This window comes from Amycolatopsis sp. NPDC051045 (assembly GCF_040682955.1).
Taxonomy (GTDB): domain Bacteria; phylum Actinomycetota; class Actinomycetes; order Mycobacteriales; family Pseudonocardiaceae; genus Amycolatopsis.
Genome location: NZ_JBFBCC010000029.1, coordinates 11314 through 27538, shown reverse-complemented (window position 1 = coordinate 27538; position 16225 = coordinate 11314). Strand labels below are relative to the sequence as shown.

General features: G+C 72.4%; 12 protein-coding genes. 6 read left to right on the top strand and 6 right to left on the bottom strand.

The features are described from left to right. Positions 1-23: 23 nt before the first annotated feature. Positions 24-833, bottom strand: a complete 810-nt coding sequence (locus AB0M80_RS38985) for an IclR family transcriptional regulator (protein ID WP_364574993.1) — start codon at positions 831-833, stop codon at positions 24-26. Positions 834-992: 159 nt separating this feature from the next. Between AB0M80_RS38985 and AB0M80_RS38980 the strand changes: the two genes are divergently transcribed. The 6 genes from AB0M80_RS38980 to AB0M80_RS38955 all read left to right on the top strand — a co-directional run bounded on the left by AB0M80_RS38980 (position 993) and on the right by AB0M80_RS38955 (position 9926). Further along, entirely contained in the window at positions 993-2498 is a 1506-nt protein-coding gene (locus tag AB0M80_RS38980) for a sodium:solute symporter family protein (RefSeq protein WP_364574991.1), read from the top strand. Positions 2499-2549: 51 nt separating this feature from the next. Continuing rightward, on the top strand, positions 2550-3485 hold the full coding sequence (locus AB0M80_RS38975) for a 5-dehydro-4-deoxyglucarate dehydratase (protein WP_364574989.1): 936 nt from the start codon (positions 2550-2552) through the stop codon (positions 3483-3485). Then, positions 3485-4741, top strand: coding sequence for a glucarate dehydratase family protein (locus AB0M80_RS38970; RefSeq protein WP_364574987.1), 1257 nt, complete (start codon positions 3485-3487; stop codon positions 4739-4741). The genes AB0M80_RS38975 and AB0M80_RS38970 overlap by 1 nt, the downstream gene beginning before the upstream one ends. 4 nt (positions 4742-4745) lie before the next feature. Further along, positions 4746-5879, top strand: coding sequence for a hypothetical protein (locus tag AB0M80_RS38965; protein WP_364574985.1), 1134 nt, complete (start codon positions 4746-4748; stop codon positions 5877-5879). An 80-nt stretch (positions 5880-5959) separates the two neighbouring features. Continuing rightward, positions 5960-7414: an aldehyde dehydrogenase (NADP(+)) gene (locus AB0M80_RS38960; RefSeq protein ID WP_364574983.1), complete on the top strand. Its 1455-nt coding sequence runs from the start codon at positions 5960-5962 to the stop codon at positions 7412-7414. A gap of 136 nt (positions 7415-7550) precedes the next feature. Continuing rightward, positions 7551-9926 carry a polysaccharide lyase 8 family protein gene (locus AB0M80_RS38955; RefSeq protein WP_364574981.1) on the top strand — a complete coding sequence of 792 codons (2376 nt, stop codon included), beginning with the start codon at positions 7551-7553 and terminating at the stop codon, positions 9924-9926. Between the two features lie 151 nt (positions 9927-10077). On the opposite strand, the gene AB0M80_RS38950 is transcribed toward AB0M80_RS38955, so the two are convergent. From AB0M80_RS38950 to AB0M80_RS38930, 5 genes are all read right to left on the bottom strand, one after another. After that, positions 10078-10200: a 50S ribosomal protein L36 gene (locus AB0M80_RS38950; RefSeq protein ID WP_364574979.1), complete on the bottom strand. Its 123-nt coding sequence runs from the start codon at positions 10198-10200 to the stop codon at positions 10078-10080. 74 nt (positions 10201-10274) lie between these two features. Further along, positions 10275-11444, bottom strand: coding sequence for a VWA domain-containing protein (locus AB0M80_RS38945; protein ID WP_364574977.1), 1170 nt, complete (start codon positions 11442-11444; stop codon positions 10275-10277). Positions 11445-11518: 74 nt separating this feature from the next. Then, positions 11519-13699 (bottom strand): DUF5682 family protein, encoded by a 2181-nt coding sequence (locus AB0M80_RS38940; RefSeq protein ID WP_364574975.1) that lies wholly within the window; start codon positions 13697-13699, stop codon positions 11519-11521. A 52-nt stretch (positions 13700-13751) separates the two neighbouring features. Further along, entirely contained in the window at positions 13752-14840 is a 1089-nt protein-coding gene (locus AB0M80_RS38935; protein ID WP_364574973.1) for an AAA family ATPase, read from the bottom strand. Continuing rightward, positions 14837-16222: a DUF5691 domain-containing protein gene (locus AB0M80_RS38930; RefSeq protein ID WP_364574971.1), complete on the bottom strand. Its 1386-nt coding sequence runs from the start codon at positions 16220-16222 to the stop codon at positions 14837-14839. The genes AB0M80_RS38935 and AB0M80_RS38930 overlap by 4 nt, the downstream gene beginning before the upstream one ends. Positions 16223-16225 lie beyond the last annotated feature (3 nt).

Genomic DNA, 16225 nt, shown 5'->3' with positions numbered 1-16225 from the left:
ATTTCCTTCCGTAAGGGCGGCGATCAGCGGATACCGGCCCGGCGCAGCTGCTGCCCGAGCTCGGCGGTGGTTTCGGCGAGCAGCTCGCCGACGCGGCGGGCGTCGTCGTCGGTCACCTGGGCGATCGGCATCGAGCAGCTGATCGCGTCGGTGCCCGGGATGCGGTAGGGGATCACCGCGGCGACGCACCGGACGCCCAGCGTGCCTTCCTCGACCTCGGCGGCGTACCCGCGTTCGCGGGTCGCGGCGAACTCGGCGTGCAGGCCTGCGAGGGAGGTGATGGTGTTCGGGGTCAGCGCGGTCAGCGTCGCCGGCATCAGCGCCTCGATCTCGTCGTGCGTCAGCTCGGCCAGCAGCGCTTTGCCCAGCGCGGTCGCGTGCGCGGGCAGCGTGCGCCCGACGCGGGAGACGAGGTGCGTGGAGCGCTGTGACTCGCGGGTCTCCAGGTAGACGACTTCGGTGCCGTTGCGACGCGCGAAGTGCGCGGTGAAGCCGGTCTTCTCCCGGATCCGCTCGAGCGCCTCGGTGGCGAACGGGACCACGGCGTCGCGGTCCAGGTAGGCCGTGCCGCAGATCAGCGCGCGGACGCCGAGGCGGTACCGGGCGGTGTTGGCGTCCGCCTCCAGCCAGCCGGCCTCCAGTAGCGTCCGCAGCAAGCCGTGCAGCGACGAGCGCGGGAAGCCGGTGCGCGCGTGCAGGTCCGACAGGGACAGCCAGACGTCGTTCGCCGCGAAGGTCTCGATGAGGTCGACGGCCCGGCGCGCGGACTTGACGCCCGAGGACTCCGCGGGCGCACCGTCGGCTGCCGCCGAGTTGTCCACCTTCTGCGGCATTTGTGTGCCTCCGTCCGGCCGTTGACTTGTGACTCCGGCCATATTAGCGTCCCGAACAACGTTCTTATGGATGAACATAATCACTATAACAGACTCCGTTCATGGATGTGAACATCTCCTTCGAGACCGCATCATCGTGGACGCGGAAAGGAGCCTGCGGTGCACGCACTCGACTGGACGATGATCTGCGCGTACTTCGCGCTGATGATCGTGATCGGCTGGTGGTCGCACAAGAGGGTCAGCGACGTCAAGGACTTCTTCACGGCCGGCGGCAAGATGCCGTGGTGGCTGGCCGGCATCTCGCACCACATGTCCGGCTACAGCGCCGTGCTCTTCGTCGCGTACGCGGGCGTCGCGTACACCACCGGCGTCACCGTGTACTTCTGGGGCTTCGCCAGCATCGGCATCGGTGTGGGCATCGGCAGCTGGCTGTTCGCCGCCCGCTGGAACAAGCTGCGCTCGAAGCTCGGCGTCGCCTCGCCGCTGGAGTACCTGGCCAGGCGGTACAACGTGCCGACGCAGCAGGCGCTCGCCTGGAGCGGCAGCCTGCTGAAGGTCTTCGACATCGCGGCCAAGTGGTTCGCCGTCGCGACCCTGCTGCACGTGTTCGCCGGCCTGGACTACAACCTCGGCATCCTCATCACCGGTGCGGTCACCCTGGTCTACTGCACCATCGGCGGGCTCTGGGCCGACGCGCTCACCGACTTCGGCCAGTTCGTCATCCAGGCCATCGCCGCGATCGTGATGATCGTCGTGGTGCTGGGCAAGCTGGGCGGCATCTCCGCCCTCTGGACGATGTGGGACAAGCTGCCCCAAGGCCACGTCGACCCGGTGACGTCCAAGTACACCACCATCTTCCTGCTCGTCTACGTGCTGGTGAAGACGCTGGAGTACAACGGAGGCATGTGGAACCTGGCGCAGCGGTACATGGCCGCGCCGACCACCCAGGAGGCCAAGCGCGGTGCCCGGCTTTCGTCCGCGCTGTACCTGTTGTGGCCACTGGTGCTGATGTTCCCGATGTTCGCGGCGCCGCTGCTCATCCCCGGCGTCAAGGACCCGACGCAGTCGTACGCGATCATGACCACGACGTTCCTGCCGCCGGGCCTGGTCGGGCTGGTGCTGGCCGGGATCTTCTCGCACACGATGGCGATGGTCTCCTCCGACGCCAACGCGATCTCCGCAGTGATCACCCGCGACATGATCCCGGCGATGTTCCGCCGCACCCGGCAGTGGACCGACGTCCAAGGCCTCAAGGCGGCCCGCGTCACCACGGTGATCTTCGTCGCGCTGACCATGCTCGTGGCCACCCAGGCGCAGCACCTCGGCGGCGTGCTGCAGATCGTCGTCAACTGGGTCGCCGCGCTGATGGGCCCGATCTCGATCCCGCTGCTGCTGGGCATGCTGCCGTGGTTCCGCAAGTGCGGCCCCCGCGCGGCGTTGATCTCCTGGGCGGGCGGCCTGATCGACTACGCGCTGGTGTACTACGTGTTCAAGGCGAACCAGACCGTGCTCGTCGCGACGCCGATCCTGGTTTCGCTCGCGCTCTACGTCGGCCTCGGGCTGCTCGCGCCCGAGCGCAGCGCGGTCGCCGATGAGATCGTCGACACCGTGAACGGCGACGACGAAGTCGACCTCAAGAAGGAAGGCACGACCGTGCCCGCCTGACGCCGGCCACACCCGGCCGAAACCGAATAAAGGACGAGAGAGCAGAAACTGATGGCACAGAACGAGATCGAGCTGGACGGCCTGCTGGCGTTCCCCCTCACCCCGTTCACCGAGGACCTCGAGGTCAACCTCGACGCGCTCGCGGAGAACGTGGAGAGCCACATCGCGGCGGGCGCCGGTGCGCTGTTCGTCGCGTGCGGCACCGGCGAGTTCAGCTCGCTCTCGCCCGCCGAGCACGCCTCGGTGCTCACCCGGACCCGGGAGGTGGCCGCCGGCCGCGTGCCGGTCTGGGTGGGCGCCGGGGGCGGCGCGGCGTCGGCACGGGCCGGCGTCGCGGCGGCCCAGGCCGGGGGCGCGGACGGGGTGCTGCTGCTGCCGCCGTACCTCGTTTCCGGGCCGCAGGCGGGACTGGTCGACTTCGTCCGGTACGTCGTCGGCGACTCGTCCGTGCCGGTGATCGTCTACCACCGCGGCACCGGCGTGTTCGGCGCGCCGGCGGCGGCGTCGCTGCTCGACATCCCCTCGGTCGTGGGCCTCAAGGACGGCTACGGCGACGTCGAGGTGATGACCCGGATCGTCACCACCATCCGCGCGCTGGACACCGACCGGGCGCGGAACTTCCTGTTCTTCAACGGGCTGCCGACCGCGGAGGTCTCGGCCAAGGCGTACGCCGCGATCGGCGTCGCCCGGTACTCCTCGGCCGTGCACTGTTTCGCTCCCGAGATCGCCCACCGCTTCCACCGGGCGCTCGGCGAAGGTGACACGCGCGTGATGGACGCCCTGCTGACCGGGTTCTACCTGCCGCTGGTGGCGTTGCGGGACGAGACGCCCGGCTTCGCCGTGTCCCTGGTGAAGGCCGCCGCCCGGTTGCGTGGTGACAAGGTCGGCCCGGTCCGGCCGCCGCTGGTCGAGCCGACGCCGGAGCAGATCCACCGGCTCGAGAAGGTCGTGGAGGACGGCTTCGTCACGCTGAAGGGGCTCGGCTGATGAAGATCCTCGACGTGGTGCTGACCCCGGTCGCGTTCGCGGACCCGCCGCTGCTCAACGTCATGGGCGTGCACGAACCGTTCGCGCTGCGCAGCGTCGTCCAGGTCAGGTGCGAGGACGGTGTCGTCGGGCTCGGCGAGTCCTACGGCGACGAAGCCTTCCTCGGCGAGGTGCGCAAGGTGCTGCCGCGGCTGCGCGGCCACGACGTGTTCGACCTCCCCGGCCTGCAGCGGCTGGTCGCACAGGCGCTGTCGGACACCGTGCTGACCGACGCGCACGGCCTGATCGGCGGCTTCTCCATCCGCAAGACCGTGGCCAGCGTGTACTCGCTGTTCGAGGTCGCGTGCCTGGACGCGCAGGGCCACTACCTGGGCCGTCCGGTGACCGACCTGCTCGGCGGCAAGGCGCGTGACGCCGTCGAGTTCTCCGCCTACCTGTTCTACAAGTACGGCCAGCACGTCGACGGCCGCGAAGACTCCTGGGGCGAGATCACCACGCCGGAGACGCTGGTCGGGTCGGCGAAGCGGATGATCGACGAGTACGGCTTCCGCTCGATCAAGCTCAAGGGCGGGGTCTACGAACCGGACCGGGAGGTCGACGGGATCCGCGCGCTGGCCGAGGCGTTTCCCGGGCACCCGCTGCGGATCGACCCGAACGGCGCCTGGACGGTCGAAACGGGCATCCGCGTCGCTTCGGAGCTCGACGGCGTCCTCGAGTACCTCGAAGACCCGACGCCGGGCATCGACGGCATGGCGCAGGTGGCCGAACGGGCGTCGATGCCCTTGGCCACCAACATGTGCGTGGTGAACTTCGGCGACGTCGAGCCGGGCTTCCGGGCACGGGCGATCGGCGTGCTGCTGTCGGACCACCACTTCTGGGGCGGTCTGCGCGCCACGCAGTCGTTGTCGGTGACGTGCGAGAGCTTCGGCGTCGGCCTGTCGATGCACTCCAACAGCCACCTCGGGATCAGCCTGGCCGCCATGGTGCAGGTCGCCGCGGCGACGCCGCACCTGACCTACGCCTGCGACACGCACTGGCCGTGGAAGGTCGAGGACGTCATCGAGCCGGGCGTGCTGGAGTTCCGCGAGGGTGCCGTCTCGGTGCCCACGACCCCGGGGCTCGGGGTCACCCTCGACGAGGACGCGCTGGCGAAGCTGCACGAGAACTATGTCCGATGTGGACTGAAGAAGCGGGACGACGTGACGTACATGCGCAACTTCGTCGAAGGTTTCGAACCGAACACTGCGAGGTGGTGAGCCGGTGAAGGTGACGGGATACGCCTACCCCTGGGACGTCCTGGAGGACGGGTTCGCCGCGCGCGCCCGGGCGCTCGGCGTCGACGAGGTGGCCGTGGCGCTGTCGTACCACAGCGCCCGTGCGGCGACGCCGTGGTCGCCGTCCCGGACGGCCGTCGTGGCGCGGCACGCGGCCTTCTACCGGCCCGTGCGGCCCGGTGGGTGGGGCTCACTGCGACCGTCCACTCCGGACTGGGTTTCGCCGGAAGACTCCGGGGGTGACGCCGTCCGGCTGCTCAACGAAGCCGGGATCCCGGCCGCCGCGTGGATCGTGCTGACCCACAACTCCCGGCTCGGCTACGAGCACCCGGACGTCGTGGTGCGCAACTGCTTCGGCGAGGCCTACCCGTGGGCGCTGTGCCCTTCGCGCCCCGAGGTGCGCGAGTACGCCGCGAAGGTGACCGCCGAGGCCGTCGACGGTCTGGACCTGGCGACGGTGATCCTCGAAGCGTGCGGTCCGCTCGGCGCGGTGCACCAGCACCAGCACGAGAAGACCGACGGCGTCTGGGCGCCCGCGGTGGCCCGGCTGTCGTCGATCTGCTGCTGCGACGCCTGCGCGGCGGGCTGGGACCTCGACGCGGACGCCGTGCGGGCCCAGCTGGCCAACGAGGTGCGGCGGCTCATCGCCACCGGCGACCTGGGCGCGACGGCCGACAACCTGCCGCCCGAGCTGACCCAGATGCTGCTGCGGGTCCGGCAGCAGGCCACCGACGAGCTGCGGGCCGCCGTTTTGGCCACGCTGCCGCCGGGCATCCGGATCGTGCTGCACGGCGCGCTCGACCCCTGGGTCACCGGGGCGTTGCCCGGGCTGACGCCGTCCGCGCCCGACGACGTCGACGCGGTCGTATTGTTCGGGTGGGCACTCGCCACCGGCGCGGAGGCCGTCGCGGCGGCCCGGGAAGCACTGCCCGAGCGGGTCGCGATCGGCAGCTACATCACCGCGGTCGCCGCCGCACCGGTGCCGGACATCGCCGCGTACGTCGGCGAGCTGGCCAAGGCGGGAGCCGCCGAACTGCACCTGTACCACCTCGGACTGGCCGGTCCGGGTCGCTGGCCCGACCTGGAAACGGCCACCGCCGCCGCCCACGAGACACACTGAGCTGTCCGGGGTCGGACCCCGGACCCCGCCGGGGGCCCGCCCCCGGACCCGGAAATTCGCGATGAGGAGCTGTACCCCCCATGAGCCAGGCCACTGACGCCGCCACGCTCGAGAAGATCCTGGCGGGAGCCGCCGAAGCCGCCCGTCCCGCCGCTGAGGCGACCCCGGCCGAACGCGCCCGCTGGCTGGCCGCGGCCGCGGACGCGCTCGACGCCGCCGCGGACGAGCTCGTCCCGCTGGCCCACGCCGAAACCCACCTGGCCGCCACGCCGCGGCTGGCCGGCGAGCTGAAGCGCACGACGTTCCAGCTGCGGCTGTTCGGCGAGGTGCTCACCGACGGCGAGTACCTCGGCGCGACCGTCGACCACGCCGACCCGGACTGGCCGATGGGCCCGCGGCCGGACATCCGCCGGGTCAAGACCGCGATCGGCCCGGTGCTGGTGTTCGCCGCGAGCAACTTCCCGTTCGCGTTCAGCGTCGCGGGCGGCGACACCGCGTCCGCGCTGGCCGCGGGTTGCCCGGTGATCCTCAAGGCGCACCCCGGGCACCCGGAGCTGTCCGCGCTGACCGGCCGGATCGTGCGCGAAGCCCTGATCGGCGCGGGGGCACCCGACGGCATCTTCGACGTGATCTTCGGCCAGGAGGAAGGCGTCACGGCGCTGAAGGACCCGCGGATCGCCGCGGCGTCGTTCACCGGCTCGATCCCCGGCGGGCGGGCGCTGTTCGACATCGCGAACGCGCGGCCGCGGCCGATCCCGTTCTACGGCGAGCTGGGCAGCGTCAACCCGGTCGTGGTCACCGAGGCCGCGATCGCCGCGCGCGGGGAAGCCGTCGCCCAGGGCTACGCCGGTTCGTTCACCCTCGGCGCCGGCCAGTTCTGCACCAAGCCGGGCCTGCTGTTCCTGCCGGAAGACCACGGCCTGACCGACGCGCTGCGCGAAGCGCTGTCGGGCGCGGCGGCCCAGCCGATGCTCAACGACCGCATCGCCGGCGGGTACTCGTCGCAGCTCGGGAAGCTGCGTGACGTGCCCGGCGTCGACGTCGTCGCCGAGTCGCCGCCGGAATCACCCGCGTTCACGCCGACGCTGCTGGCCACGAGCGGCAAGCAGTTCCTCGAGGGCGGCGCCACCGTGCACGAGGAATGCTTCGGCCCGGCGTCGCTGATCGTCACCTACGCCGACCAGGCCCAGTTGCTGCGCCTGCTCGACGTCATCGAACCGGGGCTCACCGCCACGATCCACGGCGAGGAGTCCGACGCGGACTGGATCCGGCCGGTGCTGCCGGCCCTGGCCCGCGTCGCCGGCCGGCTGCTGTGGAACGACTGGCCCACCGGCGTCACGGTGAGCTGGGCCCAGCAGCACGGCGGCCCGTACCCGGCCACCACGGCCCCGACCACGACGTCCGTCGGTACCGCCGCGATCGAGCGGTTCCTGCGCCCGATCGCCTGGCAGGGCTTCCCGGACGCCCTCCTGCCCGAACCCCTCCAGGAGGCCAACCCCTGGCAGCTGCCCCGCCGCACCGACGGCACCCGCTGACCCCGAGAGCCGTGAATGCCACCTTCAGGGCCACTAGGGCCTGAAGGTGGCATTCACGGAACGAAATCCGCCGCCGCACAACTGAATCCCCGTTCCCCCGCAAGCCAAGGATGTCTTGATCCTGGGAGGCATTGTCATGCCCGTGAACCGGAGAAATGCCCTGCGCGGCGGTGCCCTGGCGGCCGCTTCCACCGTGCTCCTGACCCGCCCGGCCTTCGCCGCGAGCGCCGCGGCCGCGGCTCCGGCCCCCGCCGCGAGCCCGGTGCCCGCCGCGACCGCGCCGATCGTCGCCGCCTACCGGCAGCTGCAGACCGGCCTCAACCGGCCGTCGCCGGAACGCACCGAGGCGCTGGCCAACCTGAGCCGCGTTGCCAAGGCCTACTACGCGAACCTGTCCGTGGCCGGCGGTGGTGCTCCACTGTGGACGGACCTGCCGCTCGGCCCGGGCAGCGACTACACGACGTCGATGTACGCCCGGTTGCGCGCGATCGCCGTCGACTGGGGCACGCCCGGCGGGGCGTTGTCCGGCGACCCGGTGGTGCTCGACCGCATCAAGGCGGCGCTCGAGCTGATCTACGCCAGCCAGTACAACGAGACCGTCGGCGAGATCGGCAACTGGTACACCTACGAGATCGGCATCCCGTACTACCTGCTGCACACGCTGTCGGTGGTCGCCGACCAGCTCACCGCGGACCAGCTGGCCCGCTACCTGGCGCCGGTCAAGCGGTTCGCCGGCAACCCGAACCTGCGCACGAACAACGCGTCGGTGGTCGAAACCGGTGCCAACCGCGCGGACAAGGCGCTCATCTCGATCGTGTCGGGCGCGCTGCTCGGCGACACGGCGTGGATCAAGACCGGCATCGACGCGCTCACCGACGTCGCGGGCGGCGGCGCGGCGAGCGTCGTCGCGAAGCTGGACCGCGCGGCCGGTGACGGCTTCCACGTCGACGGCTCGTTCATCCAGCACGACACCATCCCGTACCCCGGGCACTACGGCATCGTGCTGCTGACCGCGCTCGCCGGCGCCATCCACGTCACGCAGGGCACCGGCTACGCGCTCCCGCAGGCGTTGAAGGACAAGATCTACGCGCTGGTCGCGGACAGCTTCGCGCCCTTCGTCTACGCAGGCGCACTGATGGAGCCGGTGCGCGGGCGGATGCTGTCGCGCCAAGGGGAGACCGGCCACGACATCGGCCACCAGCTCACCGTCGCGACGCTGGTGCTGGCCCGGACGGCGGCCGGCAAGACGAAGACCGACCTGAACGCCTTGGCGGCGAAGTGGATCAAGGAAGGCACGTTCGCGCCTTTCCTGAAGATCCCGGACCCCGAGCGGTTCGCGCCCGGCCCGGACCTGGTGGCGACGCCGGGCATCGAGTTCGCGCAGGACATGCTGGCGTCGGGGGCGCGCCCGGCGCGGGTGGTGGCCACGCACCGGATCTTCGGCCAGCAGGACCGGATGGTCCACGTCACCGGCGACTGGTCGGCTTCGCTGGGCGTCAGCTCGACGCGGATCTCCCGCTACGAAGCCATCAACGGGCAGAACCTCAAGGGCTACCACGTCGGCGACGGCGTGCTCTACACGTTCCTGCCGAACGCCAAGGGCCACTACACCGACGCCTACTGGCCGACGGTGGACCCGCTGCTGCTGCCGGGCACGACCGAGAACGACGGCCCGGTCGACCCCAAGTTCGGCGGGGTGCCGGTGGGGCCGAACCCCCACACCGGCGGCGTCCGCTGGGACGCGCGGCACGGCGCCTACGCGTTCGACTTCAAGTCCTGGGACGGGTCCCTGGTCGCGAAGAAGTCGTGGTTCTTCACCCCGGCCGGGATCGTCTGCCTCGGCGCCGGGATCACCGGCACCTCCGGGGCCGCGGTGCGCACGACGATCGAGAACCGCAACCTCGGCGAAGGCGGCCGCGGTGCTCTGCTGGCGGACGGCCGGCGGGTGCCGGCCGAGCTCGGGAAAGCCTCGGCGCTGCGTCGTCCGCGTCGGCTGCACTTGGAGAACGTCGGCGGGTACGTGCTCCTCGACGACGCCTCGGTGACGGCGTTGCGCGAAGACCGGACGGGCGCGTGGCGTGACATCGACACCGGCGCCAACACCAAGGGCACCACGACGCCGAACACGCGCCGCTACCAGAAGCTGATCCTGGAACACGGGGTCAAGCCGACGGACGCGAAGTACGCGTACGCGGTGTTGCCCGGTGCTTCGGTGATCGACACGCTGACGGCGTCGTGGGCGTGGCGGGTGCTGGCGAACACCCCGGTGGCGCAGGCGGTCCGGGTCGAGGACGGCACGCTGCTGGCGAACTTCTTCGCCGCGGGCTCGGTCGGCGACGTCAGCGTGTCGGGGCCGGCGTCGGTGGCGCTCGGACGGTGCGGGGCCCGGGCGCAGCTGGCGGTGTCGGACCCGACGCAGCTGCAGGACAGCGTCACGGTGACGGTCCGCGGCCGGTCCGTGGTGGTGCCGCTGAAGGGCACGTTCGGCGCGACGAAGGTCGTCCCGCTGTGACGTGCGGAGCCCCGGCCGGCGGCTCCGCCACCGGACCCGGGAAGCTGTAGGCGGACCGCCCCGCCGGACCGGTGCCCCGACCCGGTCCGGCGGGGTTCTCACTTCGGTCGAACTGCCGTTCACGACCGGTGCGGCCGGTCCCGGCGGCTCGTCAGCCCTGGCGGGCCTTCGAGCGCGGGTCGTCCTTGTTGATCACGAAGACGCGGTTGCCGCGCCGGATCACCTGGGCGCCGGGCCGGCGGGCGAGCGAACGGATCGAGCTGCGGACCTTCATGGTGAACCGTCCTTCCTGCGGGAGCTGTCCCACGCCCTCCTCAACCCCTTCGCCGGTCGGTTTAATCCCGCAACTCAGCTGCTCTCGCGGGCGACCCAGCCCTGCAGATCGTCGCCGCGAATGGCGGCGGCCATCAGGTCCGGGAACTGGTCCGGGGTGCACGCGAACGCCGGGACGCCCAGCTCGGCCAGCGCCGCCGCGTTCTCGTGGTCGTACGACGGTGCGCCCGAGTCCGACAGGGCGAGCAGCGTGACCACCTGGACGCCCGCGCCGGCCAGCTCGGCGATCCGGTGCAGCAGTTCCTCTTCGTCGCCACCCTCGTAGAGGTCGCTGATCAGCACCAGCAGCGTCTTCTCGGGGCGTTCGACCAAGCCCTGGCAGTACGCGATCGCCCGGTTGATGTCGGTGCCGCCGCCCAGCTGGGTGCCGAACAGGACGTCGACCGGGTCGGCGAGGTGCTCGGTGAGGTCCGCGACCTCGGTGTCGAACGCGACGAACGACGTCTTCAACGCCCGCATCGAGGCCAGCACCGCGCCGAACAACCCGGAGTACACCACCGACTCCGCCATCGAGCCCGACTGGTCGACGGCCAGGATCACGTCCCGCTGCACCGCGTGCTGCCGGCGGCCGAAGCCGATCAGCTTCTCCGGCACGATCGTGCGCAGCTCGGGGGAGTAGTGCTTGAGGTTCGCGTGGATCGTGCGCGCCCAGTCGACGTCGCCGGGGCGCGGCCGGTGCGTGCGCGACGCCTTGTCCAGCGCGCCCCGGATGGCCGCGCGGGTGCGTTCGGCGAGCCGCTCCTCCAGCTCCGTGACGACCTTGCGGACCACTTCCCGCGCGGTCTCCTTGGTTTCCTCGGGCAGCACGCCGTTCAGCGAGAGCAGGGTGCCGACCAGGTGCACGTCCGGCTCGACCGCCGAGAGCAGCTCCTTCTCCAGCAGCATCCGGGTGAGCCCCAGCCGGTCGACCGCGTCGCGCTGCATCACCTGCACGACGGTGCTGGGGAAGTACCGCCGGATGTCGCCCAGCCAGCGCGCGACCCGCGGCGCCGACGCACCCAGGTTCGCACTGCGCGGCCCGCTCGCGGCCTCCTCGTCGGGCTTGTCGTAGAGCGCGGCCAGCACCGCGTCCACCCCGCTGTCCTCATCGGACAGCTGGGCGTCCTCCAGCCCGGACCCCGGCCCGGCGCCGTCCCCGCCCAGCACCAGCCGCCAGCGCCGGACCCGGTCGGTGGGGGTGTTCATGGCCGCCTCCGCGGGAGGGAGTGCGTCGGCGGTGTTGATTGCCGCCTCCGCGGGAGGGAGTGCGTCGGCGGTGTTCATACCCCTACCCCCAGCAGTGTCGCCAGGACGGGCAGCACGCGCCCGGCTCGGTCCTCGTCCAGTTCGTCGGCCATGGGCACGGCGCGAGCGGCACCGGTGAGCCCGGCCGCGCGCTGCCCGATCGCCCGCTTCTCGGGCCCGCTGAAGGCACCGAAAGTGCGGCGCAGCAACGGAAGCACTTCGGTGAAGACGTCGGCGGGGATCGCCGTCAGCCACGCGTCGATCACCCGCAGCAGGCCTTCGTCGTGCACCAGCAGCAGCGCCCCGCCGTCGAAGAAGCCCTCGACGTACGCCGCGCCCACCGCCGGCGCGACGCCCGGGGTGAGCGCCCGGCCCAGCCGCAGTTCGATGTCGAGCGCGTCGAACAACCCGGCGTCGTGCAGGATCCGGCTGAGCCGGCCGGCCAGCAGCGGCGGCAGCGACGGCCGTTCCGCCAGCCGGGCCAGCGCCGCCAGCCAGCGTTCCTTCGCGTCGTCGCCCAGCAGGGAGGTCGCGTCGTGCACCCCGTCGACCAGCTGGGCCAGCCGGGCCGCGGCGTCGTCGTCGATGCCGTGGGCGGCCGGCGGCAGCCCGGCGCAGATCCGGTCCAGCATCCGGTCGGCGACGGTCTGCAGTGCGGCGGTGTCGGTGCCGCGGACGTTCCCGTACCGGGTCGCCCTGGCCAGCGCGGGCAGCGCCGACATCAGCCGGGCGACATCCGCGTCCGCCGCCGCCCGCGCGTCGAGCGCCGCGAGCGCTTCGGGCAGCGCCTCCGGCAGGTCGGCGAGCAGGCAGTTCTCGACGGCCGTGGTCACCTCGTCCAGCGGTGGCGTGCCCTCGACGGCCCCGCGGACCGCGGCCGTGGCCGCCGACGGCACGGTGGTGCCGTACCCGGCGGCCGCGACCAGGTCGACCTCGAACGACGGTTCCCAGCACAGCGCCCACGTTTCGCGGAACGTGCCCTTGTTCCGCCGCGCCGACGCCTCCCGGCTGCCCCACTCGATGCCGAGGATCCGCAGCCGGTGCAGCAGCTTCGAGCGCTCGAGCCCACCCGGCGTCCGCAGGTCGAGGTCGAGTTCCTTGACGACCGGGTCCTTCTTCAGCCGCAGGCGCTTCGCGGTCGCGGTCAGGTCCGCGGCCAGCGGCGGCTGCGGGACGCGGTCGGGGACCTCGCCCAGCCGTTCGCCGACCACCAGCCGCCGCGTGACGAGCTCGACCTGCACCTCGTCCCCGCCGCACAGCACGGACCGGGTGGCTTCGGTGACCTCCGCGAGCCCGGCCGACGACCGGCCCCGCAGCGTCGCGAGGGTTTCGGCCAGCCGGACCGCCTCGATGACGTGCGCGGTCGAGACGGGCAGGTCCTCCTTCCGCAGCACCGCCGCGACACCGGCCAGCCAGCGCGTGGTGACGTCTTCGGCCGTGGTGAAGAGGTGGTGGTACCAGCCCGGCGACCGCACGCCCGCGCCGTAGCCGCTGGCCGTGGCGAGGCGTCCGTGCGTCCACGGCACCCAGGTGCACGCGACCTTCCGCTTCGGCAGTCCTTTGAGGACGGCCTGGTCGTGCGACGCCGGCGGCAGCGGATCGGCCAGCGCGGGCACGTGCCAGGCGCCGCAGACGACGGCGATGTTCTCGAAGCCGTCCTTGCGGGTGCGGCGCAGGACCGAGCGCATGTGGGCTTCGCGCCGCGCTTCGTGGCCCCGCGGTGGTTCTTCGTCCTCCCGCAACGCGGTCATCGCCTCGGCGATCACCTCGAACGGGCTCTCGTCGTCCCGCCGTGACTCGACGACGTCGTCCCACCAGCGTTCCGGGTCGTCGTAGCCGCCGGCCGACGCGAGGGCAGCGAGGGGGTCACCGGGCGGCCCGGCGTGCTCGTCCGGCGCGGCCGCGAAGGTGTGCGCGGCCGGGAGGTCGCAGAACCGCACCGGGACACCGGCCTCGCGGGCGTAGGCGAGCGCCTGCCATTCCGGGCTGAAGACGGCGAACGGCCAGAACGCGGCGCGCGAGACGTCGTCGGTCGCGTACGCCAGCAGCGCGACCGGCGGCGCCATGGCCGGGTCTTCGGTGAATTCCACCAGGGCGTCGGCTTCGGGTGGCCCCTCGATCAGCACGACGTCGGGGGCCAGTTCGGCGAGCCGGGCCGCCACGGCCCGGGCCGACCCGGGTCCGTGGTGGCGGATGCCGAGCAGGTGGGTGGTCACGGGCGGGCCCCCTCTCCCACCGGACCCCGGTCCCCGTTTCCGGTGCGACGGCTCACGAAAACTCCTGACCGGCCCGGTAGAAGTCGGCCCAGCCGTCGCGTTCGCGGACCACGGTTTCCAGGTATTCGATCCAGATCGCGCGGTCGGCCACCGGGTCCTTGACCACCGCGCCGTGGATGCCCGCCGCGATGTCGTGCGGGCGCAGCACGCCGTCGCCGAAGTGGGTCGCCAGGGCGAGACCGCCGGTGAGCACGCTGATCGCCTCCGCGGTCGACAGCGTGCCGGACGGCGACTTCACCGCCGTGCGGCCGTCCTCGGTGCGGCCCGAGCGCAGCTCGCGGAACACCGTGACCACGCGGCGGATCTCGGCCAGCTCGGCGGCCTCGGTGGGCAGCTGCAGCGACGTACCCAGCTCGGCGACCCGCCTGCGGACGATCTCGACCTCGGCTTCGGCGCTGTCCGGCAGCGGCAGCACCACCGTGTTGAACCGCCGCCGCAGGGCGCTGGACAGCTCGTTGACGCCCTTGTCGCGGTTGTTCGCCGTCGCGATCAGGTTGAAGCCCGGCCGCGCCTGCACCTCGGTGCCCAGCTCCGGGATCGGCAGCGTTTTCTCGGACAGGATCGTGATGAGCGAGTCCTGGACGTCCGCGGGGATGCGCGTCAGCTCCTCGAGCCGGGCCAGTTTGCCGTCCCGCATCGCACGCAGCAGCGGGCTTTCGACGAGCGCGGCGGCGCTCGGGCCTTCGGCGATCAGCCGGGCGTAGTTCCAGCCGTAGCGGATGGACTCCTCGGACGTGCCCGCGGTGCCCTGCACCAGCAGCGTCGAATCGCCGCTGATGGCGGCGGACAGGTGTTCCGACACCCACGTCTTCGCCGTGCCGGGCACCCCGAGCAGCAGCAGCGCGCGGTCGGTGGCCAGCGTCGCGACGGCGACCTCGATCAGCCGCCGCGGGCCGACGTACTTCGGGGTGAGCACGGTGCCGTCCGGCAGGGTGCCGCCGAGCAGGTACTCGACGACGGCCCACGGCGAAAGGTGCCAGTTCGGCGGCTTGGCCCGGTCGTCGGCGGCGGCCAGCGCGGCCAGCTCGGCGGCGTGGTCCTGTTCGGCGTGCGGCCGGAGGACGGTGGCGGGGGCGGTCATGCGAGCTCCTCGTACATTTCGCGGCGGAAGTTCAACGTCTCGGTGAGCGCCCGGCGCCACGGCCCGGCGTCCATGGTCAGGCGGGTGGTGGCCAGCGGGTGGCCCAGGCAGCCGCGGGGGACCGCGCGGGCGATCACGACGGCGGCGTGCGAGACCAGGCGGTGGTCCTCCTGGCGGGCGACCCAGTCGAGCAGCGCGGTGCCGAGCTCCTTCGTCCACGGCCGGGGCAGTTCGTGCACCAGCCGCGCGAACGACTCGGTGGGCAGCCTGCTCACCAGGTGCCCGACGGTGGCGGCCTGGCTCGCCGGGCTGAGCACGCCGAGCAGCGGCGGGGTGGTGCGCCCGCCCGGATCGGCTCCGATCAGGGCTTTCGCCCAGGTTTCGTCGCGCTGGCGCAGGGCAGCGGCGGCCCAGGAGTCGCGCAGCACGCCGGCCGGGCAGCCCTCGACGGTCATCCGCACGACCTCGGCCGGCGGGCCGAACTCGGCCCAGAAGGACAGCGGTGCGGCCGCGACGAGCGTGCGCAGCCGGACGGTGCCGTCGCCGCGTTCGCCCCGGGGCAGGGCCACCTCCAGCACGCGGCCACGGCGGCGGAGCAGGGGTCGCAGCCGTTCGGCCATGCCTTGGCCGTAGCGCGTGCCCGGCAGCCGGCCGAGCAGGTCGGCGGCCTGTTCGCGGACGGCGGCCGCACGGTCGCTCAGCGCGGCTTCGAGGAAGGCTTCGTCCCCGGCCCGGACGTGCCCGGCGAGCACGCCGAGGAAGTCCGCCCGGACGTCGGCGGGCTCGCTCTTCCACGACGTGGTGAGGGCCTCCCGGGCGGCGTCCGGGTCTTCGGCGAGCTTCGCCGCGAGCCAGCGGCGGCGCTGGGCGAGGCTGCCGTACTGCCAGACGTCACCGGACTCTTCGGCGGGGGCGGAGAGGAAGGCCCAGTCCGGGTTGCGCTGCCCGAGCCACGCCCCGACCGGACCGGCGACCGCGACCAGCGGACCCCGCAGGGCGGCTTTGGTGCGGGCGGCCTCGGCCAGCAGCGGCAGCGTTTCCGGCGGGACCCGGTAGGCCGTGCCCGCGACGATGCCGAGCCACTCCAGCAGCAGGTCGGGATGACTGGCGGCGAGCAGCCGGCCCAGCCGTTCCCGTGCGAGCGGCGGCACGAACGGCCGCTCGTCGGGCGCGGCCACCGGCAGCGGCCGGACGTCGTGCAGTGGCCGCCGCCCGGCCCGGCGGTAGGTGGTGAGCACGGCCGCGGCGGAGAGCAGCTGTTCGGCGGGATCGGCGCGGTCGCCGATCAGCTCCTGCACGGCCGGCGGCTGGGCCGACGGGTCGAGGGTGCGCCGCCGGGTGCCGAGGAGGGCGGTGCCGACGAGGTCTTCCCAGGCTTTCACGGC

What these genes read in the sequence shown, in the direction of transcription:
- AB0M80_RS38985 (WP_364574993.1), bottom strand. Translation starts at nt 833, where the DNA reads ATGCCGCAGAAGGTGGACAACTCGGCGGCAGCCGACGGTGCGCCCGCG.
- AB0M80_RS38975 (WP_364574989.1), top strand. Translation starts at nt 2,550, where the DNA reads ATGGCACAGAACGAGATCGAGCTGGACGGCCTGCTGGCGTTCCCCCTC.
- AB0M80_RS38970 (WP_364574987.1), top strand. Translation starts at nt 3,485, where the DNA reads ATGAAGATCCTCGACGTGGTGCTGACCCCGGTCGCGTTCGCGGACCCG.
- AB0M80_RS38960 (WP_364574983.1), top strand. Translation starts at nt 5,960, where the DNA reads ATGAGCCAGGCCACTGACGCCGCCACGCTCGAGAAGATCCTGGCGGGA.
- AB0M80_RS38955 (WP_364574981.1), top strand. Translation starts at nt 7,551, where the DNA reads ATGCCCGTGAACCGGAGAAATGCCCTGCGCGGCGGTGCCCTGGCGGCC.
- AB0M80_RS38950 (WP_364574979.1), bottom strand. Translation starts at nt 10,200, where the DNA reads ATGAAGGTCCGCAGCTCGATCCGTTCGCTCGCCCGCCGGCCCGGCGCC.
- AB0M80_RS38945 (WP_364574977.1), bottom strand. Translation starts at nt 11,444, where the DNA reads ATGAACACCCCCACCGACCGGGTCCGGCGCTGGCGGCTGGTGCTGGGC.
- AB0M80_RS38935 (WP_364574973.1), bottom strand. Translation starts at nt 14,840, where the DNA reads ATGACCGCCCCCGCCACCGTCCTCCGGCCGCACGCCGAACAGGACCAC.